11 protein-coding genes are annotated in these 13,428 nt (G+C 32.5%); 5 read left to right on the top strand and 6 right to left on the bottom strand.

Annotated features, from left to right (window positions below):
- Positions 1-62: 62 nt before the first annotated feature.
- Positions 63-764 carry a class I SAM-dependent methyltransferase gene (locus EJA19_RS09560; protein WP_125468153.1) on the top strand — a complete coding sequence of 234 codons (702 nt, stop codon included), beginning with the start codon at positions 63-65 and terminating at the stop codon, positions 762-764.
- A gap of 3 nt (positions 765-767) precedes the next feature.
- Here EJA19_RS09560 and EJA19_RS09555 read toward each other — a convergent pair whose 3' ends face one another.
- The 3 genes from EJA19_RS09555 to EJA19_RS09545 are packed head-to-tail and all read right to left on the bottom strand — an operon-like array spanning position 768 to position 7,213.
- On the bottom strand, positions 768-2,390 hold the full coding sequence (locus EJA19_RS09555) for an amidohydrolase (RefSeq protein ID WP_125468152.1): 1,623 nt from the start codon (positions 2,388-2,390) through the stop codon (positions 768-770).
- Positions 2,391-2,424: 34 nt separating this feature from the next.
- Positions 2,425-4,149 (bottom strand): TonB-dependent receptor, encoded by a 1,725-nt coding sequence (locus tag EJA19_RS09550; RefSeq protein WP_240640263.1) that lies wholly within the window; start codon positions 4,147-4,149, stop codon positions 2,425-2,427.
- Positions 4,150-4,192: 43 nt separating this feature from the next.
- Entirely contained in the window at positions 4,193-7,213 is a 3,021-nt protein-coding gene (locus tag EJA19_RS09545; RefSeq protein WP_125468150.1) for a tetratricopeptide repeat protein, read from the bottom strand.
- A gap of 201 nt (positions 7,214-7,414) precedes the next feature.
- On the opposite strand from EJA19_RS09545, the gene EJA19_RS09540 reads away from it, so the two are divergent.
- Genes EJA19_RS09540 through EJA19_RS09525 form a run of 4 tightly spaced genes read left to right on the top strand, consistent with a single transcriptional unit; the run spans position 7,415 to position 11,067 of the window.
- Positions 7,415-8,140 (top strand): glycosyltransferase, encoded by a 726-nt coding sequence (locus tag EJA19_RS09540; RefSeq protein ID WP_125468149.1) that lies wholly within the window; start codon positions 7,415-7,417, stop codon positions 8,138-8,140.
- Positions 8,137-9,483, top strand: coding sequence for a hypothetical protein (locus tag EJA19_RS09535; RefSeq protein WP_125468148.1), 1,347 nt, complete (start codon positions 8,137-8,139; stop codon positions 9,481-9,483). Before EJA19_RS09540 ends, EJA19_RS09535 begins: the two co-directional genes overlap by 4 nt.
- The gene (locus EJA19_RS09530; RefSeq protein ID WP_125468147.1) at positions 9,461-10,138 is read left to right on the top strand and encodes a cell division ATP-binding protein FtsE; all 678 of its coding nucleotides are present in this window, start codon (positions 9,461-9,463) and stop codon (positions 10,136-10,138) included. The genes EJA19_RS09535 and EJA19_RS09530 overlap by 23 nt, the downstream gene beginning before the upstream one ends.
- A 44-nt stretch (positions 10,139-10,182) precedes the next feature.
- Positions 10,183-11,067, top strand: a complete 885-nt coding sequence (locus tag EJA19_RS09525) for a glycosyltransferase family 2 protein (RefSeq protein ID WP_125468146.1) — start codon at positions 10,183-10,185, stop codon at positions 11,065-11,067.
- Positions 11,068-11,077: 10 nt separating this feature from the next.
- Here EJA19_RS09525 and EJA19_RS09520 read toward each other — a convergent pair whose 3' ends face one another.
- From EJA19_RS09520 to EJA19_RS09510, 3 genes are read right to left on the bottom strand one after another with little or no spacing between them, the layout of a single operon-like run.
- Positions 11,078-12,172, bottom strand: a complete 1,095-nt coding sequence (locus EJA19_RS09520) for a glycosyltransferase family 4 protein (RefSeq protein WP_125468145.1) — start codon at positions 12,170-12,172, stop codon at positions 11,078-11,080.
- Entirely contained in the window at positions 12,169-12,579 is a 411-nt protein-coding gene (locus EJA19_RS09515) for a sugar 3,4-ketoisomerase (RefSeq protein ID WP_394342053.1), read from the bottom strand. The genes EJA19_RS09520 and EJA19_RS09515 overlap by 4 nt, the downstream gene beginning before the upstream one ends.
- Entirely contained in the window at positions 12,570-13,391 is an 822-nt protein-coding gene (locus EJA19_RS09510) for a glycosyltransferase family A protein (RefSeq protein WP_125468143.1), read from the bottom strand. Before EJA19_RS09510 ends, EJA19_RS09515 begins: the two co-directional genes overlap by 10 nt.
- Between the last annotated feature and the right edge of the window lie 37 nt (positions 13,392-13,428).

The raw sequence follows: 13,428 nt of genomic DNA, 5'->3' as shown, positions 1-13,428 counted from the left end.
GTAAAAATACTTAAACTTTTAGTTAACATAAAAAGAGTTTCTCTTTTCCATAGAAAATAAATATGAAAGATATTTTTGGTAAAGCCTTATTAGATTACCATAACGGTAATTATACCGAAGACATTACAACAGCTACAAATATTTCTGATGAGGATACGTTACCGCTTCCTTATTTGTTTAGAAGTTATAACAATATGCCTAAGCTAGAACAAAAAGCGCTTCAACTAGCAAAAGGCACTGTTTTGGATATTGGTTGTGGTAGCGGAAGCCATAGCTTGTATTTACAAGAAAAAGGACTACAAGTTAAAGCGATAGATATTTCTAAAGGTGCTGTAAAAGTGGCTAAAAAAAGAGGTGTTAAAAACGTTGCGTTAGCATCTGTTTTGAATGAAACCGAAACTTTTGATACCATTTTATTGCTAATGAATGGCACAGGAATTTTTCAAGAAATAGCACAAGTCTCAAAACACCTAACCCATTTAAAAAGTCTTTTAAATCCAAACGGACAAATTTTAATTGATTCGTCTGATATTGCTTATATGTATGAAGATGATGACGGCGGACTTTGGATTGACACCAACGCGAATTACTATGGCGAATTGGATTACTTTTTAAGCTATAAAGGCGAACAAGAATTACCTATGAAATGGTTATATCTTGATTTTAACACGCTTTATACTGCTTGCAAAGCTGTTGGTTTAGAATGCGACTTAATTATGGAGGGCGATCATTTTGATTATTTAGCTAAACTTTCGTTAGCTTAAAAGCTATTGCTCTTCTCCATCAATAAATAAGCTTTCAACTTTTATAGTAGGTATTTTGTTTACCTCAACAGCCATAATATCCTTATCTAGGATAACAAAATCGGCAAATTTACCTTTTTCAATACTTCCTTTTTCTTGATCTTCAAAGTTAGCATAAGCCGCCCAAATGGTCATCCCTTTTAAAGCTTCCTCACGTGTTAACGCATTTTCTTTTTGGAAACCTCCTTCTGGAAATTCTTCTAAATCCTGTCGGGAAACAGCGGCATAAAATGTTAAAAATGGGCTTACTTTTTCTATAGGAAAATCGGTTCCTAACGCAATCTTTCCAGAAGCTTTTAACAACTCCTTATAAGCATAAGCTTGTTTAATTCTATCTGCCCCTAACCTATCTTCAACCCAATACATATCACTCGTGGCATGTGTAGGTTGCACCGATGGAATAATGTTACTATCCTTAAAAAACTCAATGTCATTATTGGTTAAAACTTGCGCATGTTCTACACGCCAACGCTTGTCTTTTTTATCTTTTAAAGCAGCTTTGTATGCTTGAAGTACAACTCTATTCGCCGAATCGCCTATGGCATGCGTATTCATTTGAAAGTTTGCTTGTTCAATCTTTTTGGCCAATGCTTTAATGTTTTTAGGGTTTGTTACCATCGTTCCAAAATGATTATGCTTGTCGCTGTAAGTTTTTTTTAACGCTGCTCCGCGTGATCCCAAAGCACCATCGGCATATACTTTTACCGATTGCACATTAAGTTTATCGGTTTTAATTGGCCCATTGTTTAAGTAATAGTCAAGGTTTTTTTGGGTATTACTCACCATAGCATACACGCGCATGTTTAAACCTCCTGTTTGTTGTAAACTATCGATAAGCTGAATGACGCTTTTATCTAAACCAGCATCGGAAACTGTGGTTAGTCCTAAATCGAAACAAATATCTTGGGCTTGTAATAAAGCGTTTATTTGCTCTTGTTTGGTTGGATTTGGGTAAACAGCCTCAACCATCGCCATAGGGTTATCAATTAAAATACCTGTAAGTTCGTTATTTTCAATAACGACTTCTCCCCCTTCAATTTTTGTCTGTTTAGTAATTCCCGCTAAATCTAATGCTGCTTGGTTACACAACATAGCATGCCCATCTATTCTAGTTAAGGCAACTGGCGTATTAGGAAAAAGGGCATTTAACAATTTATTGTTTGGAAAGGCTTTTTCTTCCCAATCGTTTTGATCCCAACCGAGACCTATTATAAAATTAGTTTGTTTGGTATTTTGAAAATCTAACACACGTTTCATAACCTCATCAAAACTAGAGGTCTCTGCAAGATTTACTCGATTTTGCTCTAGTCCTAATCCGTAAAAATGGCAATGTGCATCGATAAACCCTGGTACAATCGTTTTACCAGAAACGTCTAAGATATTTTCGGCATCAAATTTATCTGTAATTGCTTTTGAAGTACCAATAGCAACAAATTTACCATCTTTTACTGCAAAGGCTTCAGCTTTATCAAAAGTGTTATTTACTGTATACACATTAGCATTTACAATTACAGTGTCAACGACTTCTTTATTTTTTGCACATGACCATATTGTAATGGCTATTAATAGGGTTAAAAGCTTTTTCATTGATAAAAAAATGATTGGTAGTTAGTTAATGCTCTTAAAAATCGAATTTATAGGTTGCTCCTGCTAAAGCTTGAAAACTTTGTACCGGATAGTTTAGCCAACGGTTATAATTTTGATTGGCAATGTTATTTACTTTTGCAAATACTGATAATTTATCGTTTACATGATACCCAGCATGGGCATTGGCATCGAAATAGCTATCTAATGCTATTGTTTCAATAGTAACAGGCACTAAAGAATTGGTATAATCCATTTGCGCTTTTCGTTCGCCTACATAATAAATGTTTGCGCCGGCAAACCAATGTTTGTTTATTTGGTAATCCATAAACAACGATCCTGTAATTTCTGGTAAGTTCCAAGCTTCTTCTTGATTATCTACATCGTACGCAAAATAATCGGCTTTAATACCTAAAGTAAAGTTACGGTTAATATCTACGCTTAATTGGCCACCAATATTAAATGTAGACACATCATCGTAAACAAGGCCGTAAGAATTAGCATGCTGATATACCTCTTCGGCACCGTTAACAACCAATTCGTTACTTTTAAACAAAGCTTTATCACGTTCGGCTAAATACGCCCCTTTAATGTTATAACTTACACTATTAGACACTTTTCCTTTTAAACCTACAAAAGCATTGTATTGCTGATTGGTAGGTGCAATAAATAATGTTGGCGACACAAATGGGTTATCTTGTGCAAAATCGTAATAAGAATTTTGAATTAAATCTCCTTTTATGCCTCCATAGGCAATTAATACCTCATTAACCACTTTATAAGACGCCGAAATGTTTGGATAGATGTAAAACTTATTATCACTATTCTCTATATCGTTTAAATAAAAAGTAGAAACACCTAAATCTAATGTTAAATCGTCGTAAATCATTCTGTAGGTTGGCTTTAATCCAATATTAAAATTACCATATTTTAACGCTTCACTGGTATAATAATTTCTATCAAAACTCCCGCCTAAATAATCCAGCACTAAAGTTGTTGTGATTTCTTCATCAACAATTGGAATATCTGCTGTTGCCGTGGCTTTAAATCTATTTTCAGCCGAACTATAATCATCGCCAAAATGTCTAAACAAGACATCTATATTTTTTAAATAAGTGTCTTCAAATTGAATATCGCCTCCTATGTTAGCGCCATAAAATGTATGGTTTACATCCATGTTTGCTTCTGGCGATTCTGTGGTAAAATACGGTTGTGGTAAACCATACCAATTATAAGCTTGATGCAAAAATCCACCTTCAATATTCCAAGATAAATCTCGTAATGTTCTAGAGTAATTTACATTTATCTCACTGTCGTAAAAATGGTCGTCTAGCAACACCTCTTCAATACCACCTTGAGAAGAATGATGGCTAACATATCCACCAACATTATCTGTTCTACTAATAGCATGATTTAAATATACTTCACCTAAAATGGTGGTATAACTACCAAAGCCTAAAGTGGCATAATTATCATATAATTTCGCTGGCTTTTCTTTTTCTACTGTTGCGGCTTTTCCTTTTGCTGGTGTAAATGTAGACGCCACAGGAAACGAAAAAATATTATATTTCACCTCTTTTTTTGTTGCGGTAACCTCATCATCTAAAGATGGGGTTTCCTTAACCTTAAAGGCATCGGAAATCGATGGTGTATAAGGTTTTACAACATTAATTACATTAGTTCCTATGGTATCGTTGTCGCGTTCTTGACTCCAACTTAACATTCCTGTTAAAGTAAATAATACAACGGATAAATATTTCATGTGCTTGCGCATAAATTTCATTTAATGTTTTTGACTGATTTTTTTAATCTTCTGGTTGAACAGACATGTTGGTTTTAGCTTCTTCTGCTTTAATTTTAGACAACTCGGCCTGGGCTTCTGCAACAACATCGTCGTAACCTTTAAAGTTTTCTATCACACTTTCAAGAATGTAAGTTGCCTGAAAAGCATCGCCTAGTTGGTAATGGTTTTTCGCCATAATAACCAATCCTTTTGCACTGTAATATTTATATCCAGAAAAATTCTTTACTAAATTTTGAACTGTACTATTAGAGGTTTCGAAGTCGCCTTTTTTATGCTGAAAATAAGCTTTGTAAAACATGGCTTCGGCAGCGGCTTCGCCTGTAGCTGTTTTTTCAACTTCTTGATAAGCTTGTTCTGCTTTTGGCTCATTGCTTGTTTTTATAGCCGAACGTGCTATAATTAAATAGGCATCGCTTTTTATTTTATTGTCAATGGTGTTTTGTTCAAGTACTTTCTCTGCGTAGGAAACGGCTTGTTCATATTGTTCTAATTGATAATTGGCTTTCATTAAGTTAGATTGCGCAAAAACCACATTTTGTGGAAAACTAGCCTGAACCTCTAAACGTTCTAATAACGGAATTGCTTTATACCAACTTTTCTGCTCTAGTTCAATTTGTGAAGCACGCAATAAAGCTTCTTCTGTAAACTCATTTGAAGTTCTATTAACAACCTCCATATAATGTGGCAACGCATTTTCTTTTAAATCTTTTTTAAAGTACAATTGTGCGACATAAAAATGCGCTTGTAAGGCATGTAATCCTTTTGGGAATTGATTTAAATATCCATTAAACTGACGAATTGCAGCATCTGATTGGCCATCTAAATACTTTTTTTCTGCCGATTCGTAAGTGGTATTATCTAAATCGGCGTCGGTCACTTCTACATAATCTAACGTTTGCACCCAAGCAGCATAAGCATCTACTTGCCCTAAGTCGATATAAATTAAACGTGCTGTGGCAACTGCTTGATTTGCTTCTGGTGTATTGGGAAACTCTTCGGCGACTTGCTTAAACTTGGTTAAAGCTTGATCGTTAGTTCCAGAATTATAATGCACCAAACCTTGGCGTAATTTAGCCTTTGGCACAAAGGTACTCATACGGTATTCGTTGTTTAAGCGACTATACATACTTAACGCTTCTGAATTTCTATTAGCTTTTACTAGAGAATTTCCCAGCTCGTACATGGCATCGTCACGCAAGGTTGACTTTGGGTAACGCTCTATAAATGTGTTAAGATCTGTGATTTTTTTATTGGGATTTCCAGCGTAACCAATACTCATTGTTTTTTGAAAAAAGGCATAATCTGAATTCACCTGATTAATTTTTATGGCCTCGCTGTATGCGTTAATAGCATCGTTATATTTACTAGATACAAAATTGACATCGCCCAACCTTAAATAAGCATCATTTAACCTAACGTTATCGTTCTTATGCTTATTTATAAACTGATTAAAAAAGGTAATGGCTTGTGCATAGTTTTTCTGTTTAAAATACGTGTAGGCCAAATTATAATCAATGTTTGCTATCTCTTTTGTTGTCGACGCTTCTTCTATTTGCTTAAACTGTTTAAAACCAATTAAAGCATCGGCGTAATTTGATAAATTATAATTTGTTTCCGCTTTCCAAAAAATGGCTCGTGCCGTATAAGTAGGATTTATTTCTTCTTTTAGCGACTTATTAAAAAAGTCTTGAGCGTTTTGATAATCGCCTTCATTATAAAGCTCTACACCTCTATAAAAGGCCACTTTTTGATACGCTTTTTTATTTTCGAAGCTATTTTTTCCTTCTAGTAACTCTAAAGCTTCTTTGTAGTTTTTTGAGGTAATGTAAGAATCGATTAAAAGCGTTTCTATTTCATCTTTATATGCAGTATCTGGATAAGCCTCTAAATACTGGGTTAATACTTGTGGCACCGATTGGTAAGGATTTCCTATTTCGTAACTAATCTTAGCATAGTTTAACCAAGCATCTTCTTGAATTTTTAAATCGTAAGTCATTTGTGAGGCATTACGAAACGCATTTAAAGCTTCTTGTTTTTTATTTAAATGCACATAACTTTCGCCTAAATGATAATAAGCATTTTGAGCAACGGCATCTTTTCCGTCTATAATTTTGCTAAACTCGGCTACTGCATTATCGTAATCTTTTTGCTTGTAATACGTATATCCTAATTGGTAATAATCGGTGTTGGACCATTTACCACGCTTTCCTTTATATTCTTTCAAGTAAGGAAGTGCTTCTTCATACTGCTCTAAGTTGAAGTAGCTTTCGCCTATAATTTTATTAAGTTCTGAAATTTCTTCGCGATTACTTTTTGGTAATTGCTCTTTAGCTAACTCGATAGCTTTTTCAAATTTACCTAGTTTAAAGTTTAAATCGGCTTGATAATAGGATAGCTTTTCTTGGTATTTTTCTTGGTCGCTAACTTGATCGAAATATTGTGTTGCTTGGTCGTAATCATCGCCTTCATAAGCCATAAAACCAATATAGTATTTAGCTTGCGAGCCATATTTTTTAGAGTTTTCAACACGACTTAAATATTTCCTAGCGTCTTTATAGTTTTTGGTTGTAAAGGCGACGTAACCATTATTGAAGTTAAATTTTTCACGCTCGTTGCCTGCCAATGAGTTTTCATCTACTTTATCATACCATTTTTTGGCATAGGCATACTTTCCGTTAGTAAAATAATAGTCGGCAACATCTACAAAAGCTGTATTTCGTTTGGTGCTTGTAGGATAATCTTCAACAAAATCTTCCATTAAGGTATCGGCGTTTTGCTGATTTAATCTTACCGCACAATTGGCAATATAAAAGGCACAATCAGATTCTAAAACATCTGTTTCAGCCATTTTTTTCACTTGTTTAAAAAGTGTTTGCGCTGCTAAGTATTGATGGTTGTTATATAACGAAAGGGCTTTTTGGTAATCTACTAATTCGCTAGTGTATGCTGCGGATTGTTGTGCATAGGTTACACCACAAAAACAAAGAGTTATAATGAAAAGGAAAACTCTATTAAGACTCATAAAGTATATGATTTGTTTATATTAAGTTCAAAGATAATTTTTCTATACATTTTATAACGTTAGAATTCTGTTATAATTATAAACACTAAAAAAAAATGATTTATATAGACCTGTTGTAACACAGCTTACCTTAAAAACCTTTGATGGTTTAGGTTTTTAATAATACATTTACAAAAATCGTTTCCTTGTTTTTAAATATTTATGGCAAACACTTGCATTATCATTCCTTGTTATAACGAAGCAAACAGATTGCCAAGTGAAGATTTTTTAGCGTTTTCTAAAAACAATAATTCTATTCACTTACTTTTTGTGGATGATGGTAGCCAAGACAATACCTTAGCTGTTTTAAAAGATATATCGGATTCCTTCTTATCGGTTTCGTTATTAGCTTTAGAAAAAAACTCAGGAAAAGCCGAAGCTATAAGACAAGGTCTTTTACATTTAAACAATCATTACAAAACTATTGGCTATTTAGATGCTGATCTTTCTACACCTTTATCAGAAATAACACGTTTAATTACAATAGCTCACACTAAGAATATGCCTTTTGTCATGGGATCTCGGGTAAAACGGTCTGGTGCAACAATTAACCGGCGGCTTAAAAGACATTTATTTGGTAGAATTATTGCCACACTTATAGATTCGTGTATATTAAAATTAGGAATTTACGACACCCAATGTGGTGCTAAAGTCATTGACGCACCTTTAGCAAAAGAGCTTTTTAAAACACCTTTTAAAACCAAGTGGCTTTTTGATGTAGAATTACTACTTAGAATGAAACATAAATACGGAAAAGCCTACTGTAAAAACAACATTCTTGAAATCCCTTTAGAGTATTGGCGCGATGTTGGCGCATCTAAAATTAGTTTTTTAGATATTTTAATAATTCCTTTCGACCTCTTAAAGCTTTATTTTTCAAGAAAATGATCATAAAAAAACTATACGCATCGGTTTTAAAGTCACCTTTAAAGTTTTTACTTATTTATAGTGTTTTAATAAGGGTATTTTTTGTGTTTACTTACCAGTCGGTTACTATATTCCCAGACAGCGAAGATTATATTACATTAGCTAAGTACATTTCTAATTGGAGCTTACAAGGTTACACCGGAGAAAGAACACCGGGTTTCCCAACGCTATTAGCATTGTGTGGCAATAGTCAAAAAATAACGGTTCTGTGTCAGTTACTTTTTGGGTTGGCAAATATGTATTTTTTATTCCAGTTAAGTTTTAAACAAACCCAACGAAAAGATATTGCTTTTTGGGTAACATTTGTTTTTGGTTCCTTTATAAATATTGTCTTTTTCGAATTTGCTATTTTAACAGAAACACTCACACTAAGCCTTCTTTTACTATCGTTTTGGTTTATCTCCAAATATAATTTACTATCCCAAAAAGCCTCTATTAAACATTTAGGTGTTTTATCTATAATCTATAGCGCGTTATACCTTACAAGACCCATGTTTATATATATTCCTTTAGGTTTTTTTCTTTACCGCCTAGTACTTCTTTGGAATATAAAAAGTATTTATAAAACGTTAATTGTTATTATGTTTCCGGCTTTGGTTTTTTATGGTTGGAATACATTAAACAAAAAAAATATTGGGCTATTTACAAGTAGTTATTACCTTGGTTTTAATTTGGCTCAAACAGCTACTTCATTTTTTCACCTTGCACCTGATGAAGATTATATTATTCGAGATATTTTTGTTAAACACAGAAACGCTGTTAAAGAAAACGAGCCATACCATGTTTACCCTATGAGCGTTTGGAAAGCACACGACGAACTCTTAGAAGAAACCCAATTAACTCGTGTTGAGCTTTCTCAAGAATTAAAACGTATTTCTATAAATTTATTTAAAAAACACCCCGATTTGTACGTAAAACAAGTCCTAATTTCTTGGAAAGACTTTTGGGGTTCTACAGAAGCCATTCTCTGGAATGTTTCAAAATTTCAAAATAAACTAGTTAGAAAAGCTCTTATTGGCTTTTGGATTTACTTTCAAAAGTACCTTTTAATAACGATTAACATACTATTTCTTGTTTTTGGGTTTAAAAAACTGTGGTCTTTTATTAAACATAAGCACATGGATTTTAATCTTTTTTTAGTAGCTATTGTATTATCTGGTTCCTTAACTCAAGCATTAGTTGCTTACGGATCAAATTCTAGATTTTGTATTCCTTTTTTCCCTTTAATTGTTTACTTTGTAATTTACAGTATATTTACTTCAAAATTTATAGCAAAACTTTATGCAAACAGTACTTCATCTTAAAGATGCTTCAATATATCAAGGTAACAACTTAGTATTAACCGATGTTAATGTAGATGTTAACAAGGGTGAATTTGTTTACCTAATTGGAAAAACAGGAACTGGTAAAAGTAGTTTTATGAAAACTCTTTACGGAGACTTACCGCTAACAAAAGGTGAGGGGCAAATTGTTGACTTTGATTTAAAAACACTTAAAGAAAAAGAGATTCCATTTTTAAGACGAAAGTTAGGTGTTGTTTTTCAAGACTTTAAACTACTTACAGACAGGACTGTTAACGAAAATTTGGCGTTTGTACTAAAAGCTACAGGTTGGAAAGATAAAAACGACATTAAAACTAGAATTGATGAAGTTCTTGACAAGGTTGGCATGAAAACTAAAGGCTTTAAGTTTCCCCATGAACTTTCAGGTGGAGAGCAACAACGTGTTGCCATTGCGCGTGCTTTATTAAATAACCCAGAACTTATTTTGGCCGACGAGCCTACTGGAAACCTTGACCCACAAACTAGTGTTGAAGTTATGGAAGTGCTTCGAGATATTAATAAAAACGGCAATACTATTCTCATGGCTACACATGACTATGCCTTGCTTTTAAAATATCCTAGTAAGACTTTAAAATGCGATGATAATCAGGTTTTTGAAGTGGTGCAGAGAAAATAATACTTTTATTAAGGAGTAAGCCCTAAAAAACATCATTACTCAGAATGCTTTCAATTTTAATTCCCACATACAATTACAATGCTTATCCGTTAGCCAAAGAAATTGAAAAGCAAGCAATAGCAAGTAATACAATTTTTGAGATTATATGTATTGATGATGGTTCTAATTCGCCCATAAATGTTGAAAACCAAAAAATAAATACATTAAAAAATAGTGTGTTTATTGAAAACAACCAAAATATAGGAAGTTTAGGAACAAGAGTTAAATTAGCTAGTAAAGCAAATTATAATTGGTTATTATTTCTTGATGCTGATACATTTCCAAAAAATCATGATTTTTTGTCCAATTATCTTAAAGAAATCCCAAATAGTTACGATGCCTTTTTTGGAGGTTTTGCTTACAAAAAGTCTTCATATTCTCTTAACAAATCCTTACGTTATACTTTTGGCAAACAAAGAGAAGAGGTCTGCGCTTCTATAAGAAACAAAACACCATATAAAATTATTATCTCCGCTAATTTTTTGATTAAAAAAACTGTTTATCTAAAACTTAATAAAAATCATCTAGATAATAATTATGGCATGGATTATTTATTAGGTTCTTTACTTAAAACAAAACAAATAAAAGTAAAACATATTAACAATGAAGTTTATCACTATGGTCTAGATGATAATTATAAATATCTAGAAAAAACAAAACGTGCTGTAGAAACACTGGCTGGTTTATATTTGAATAACAAAATCCCAGAAAACAATATTAGCTTAATAAAAGCTTACCAAAAAATTAAAAATCTGAGGTTACATTATCTCTTCGGAAAATTGGTTGCAATTTTTAATAAGCCCATTGAGAAAAATCTAAAAAGCCACTCGCCTAGCTTATTTCTATTTGATTTGTACAGATTAGGGTATTTTTGTAAAATAACGTCTTAAAATTACTTTTCTACTTTTTTTTATTAGATATCATTTGCTTAAAAAGCGTTTCCCATTGATTCATTATTTTTTCTACATTATAGCTTTTAAGAGTTTCAAAAGCTTTTTCAGATAGTTTCTTTCTTAAGTTTTCGTCTTGCATTAGCAACTCTGCCTTAGATGCAAACTCTTCTATATTAGCATATTTTACTAAAACTCCATTGTCTCCATTCTGAATTAAAGAAGACGGCCCAACAGGACAATTAAAAGCAATACTAGGAATACCATAAGCCATAGCTTCTAAAATCACCATACCAAATCCCTCGTACCTAGAAGGTAAAAACAAAAGCGAAGCATCGTCATAAATTTCATCTACATTTTTTACTGGTTGATGGTGTATTATGTTCCTATTCTTATTTGTGATTAATGAAAACTCTTTGGTGTTCTCTCCAAATACATGAAGTTCCCAATCTGGAAATTTCCTGTAAAGGATTTTCCATATTTCAAGTAAAAAATCGACTCCTTTTTCTTTAGTCAACCTTCCTACAAAAATGACTTTCTTCTTCTTTTTTTCATGTTCTATTACTTTGGGATTAAACCAAAGTGCATTTGGAATAACACAAATATTTTTGTGTTCCCACTCTTTTTTCATTTGTTCATTAAGTACAACAATAGCTGTAAACTGTTTAGCTAAATGTAAAATAGGTGACTTTACAAATACATTCTTTATTTTTTGAAAAACACTTCCTCCAACGGTAGGAAGCTCTTTAATTGAACCATGCCTTTCATAGAGAGTAGGCGTGCCTTTAATCCATCTTGGTACTAAAGTTCCTTTTAAACCATTATCTACAACCAAAACTATATCTGGTTTTTCTTGGTTTACAAAGTATGTAACTTGCTTTTTAAACTTTGTTAAATACGAAAGACCTCTTCTATGAGGTAAATCGAGTGTATGAAAAACAATTTTTTTATGAAATGAAAAATGAGGTGTCATTTGTCGTTCATTAGAAAACAACACAACTATATCGTAGCCTAAATGCTCTACAAAATAATTAAGTTTAACTGAAAGCATTCTTTGAACCCCTCCAGCGCCATTAATGTGCGGCGTTATATAAAGCAGTTTCACTTTCGAGATTTTAAAAATTCATTAAAATCTCTTATGTAATCTTCTTCTAGATAAACATCTGAAGACAACACTAAACAAACCGCTCCTGAAGAAAAGTTTTTTAACTCTCTCCATATACCTGGTTTTATATGTAATCCTTTGTTAGGTTTATTTAAAAAGTAACTTTGTTCTTGAGTACCATCGTTTAAAACAACTTCAAAACTCCCTGAAATAGCGACAAGTGTTTCGTGTTGTTGTTTGTGAGAATGCCCTCCTCTGTAAGAGGTACTTGGAACATCGTATAAGTAATATACACGCTTAAATTCGTAAGGCAGAACTTGTTTTTCTACAATAGCTAAATTCCCTCTGGAGTCTTCTACGACAGGAAAATCTATTATTTCTATATCTTTAATTGTATTCAATTTGATAAATTTAAAAGCTTATTCTTTCCTTGTTTTGAGTACTGAATGGCTTTATTTATTTGTTTAAATTTTAATTTGTTTTGTTTAAGATCAAAAAACAGTTTTAATACAATCCAAAACCACATGGTTTTTGGAAATAGCTTATAACATACGGCTCCTTGCGCTAAATACTTGTCTTTAACTGTCGTTTTATTTATAGTAGACATCTTATTGTGAAAAGCAATGGTATCTGCTTTATAAATCATGTTTAAACCGCTTTCTTTTATTTTATTTAAAAACAACTGCTCCTCTCCCATTTTAAATTCCGCTCCTAGTCCAAAACGTTCATTAAATATAATTTTCTTGTTTACAACCTCACGTCGTTTAAAAGCAACCTCAATTGATGACGTGGATAAAATATCTAGCACATTAATTTTTTTAGTGTCTAATTTAGAATAGTTTTTGAAAGGATCCCCTTCAAAAGTTTCTATTTTAAACCTGACTAAGGTAACTTTTTTATTTTCATGAAAAGTATTTAAAACAACTTCTTTAAATCCTTTTACAAAAACTTCATCATCATCAGCTATTAGGCAAATTTCTCCAACAGCATTAGCTATGGCTAAGTTTCTACTTTTACTTATACCTTTATCTAAAACATTAAAAACCCTCACATTTTCTAGAGTAGACATTAATTCTTTACCCTTAATAGTTTGATTTATAATAAGGACGCGAGTCTTGGATAAATCATTATGCTGAAACATATAATATAGAAAATCAAGCGAAGTTCTATTCATGGTTGAAATTAACACTTCAAAATCAACTTTACTTTTATTTTCCATCTAAGTTTTTAAGGTTTACCTTTGAAACAAAGGTATA

This window comes from Mangrovimonas spongiae, assembly GCF_003944795.1.
In the GTDB taxonomy this organism is placed as follows: domain Bacteria; phylum Bacteroidota; class Bacteroidia; order Flavobacteriales; family Flavobacteriaceae; genus Mangrovimonas; species Mangrovimonas spongiae.
This window is presented reverse-complemented; position numbering and strand designations above follow the sequence as displayed.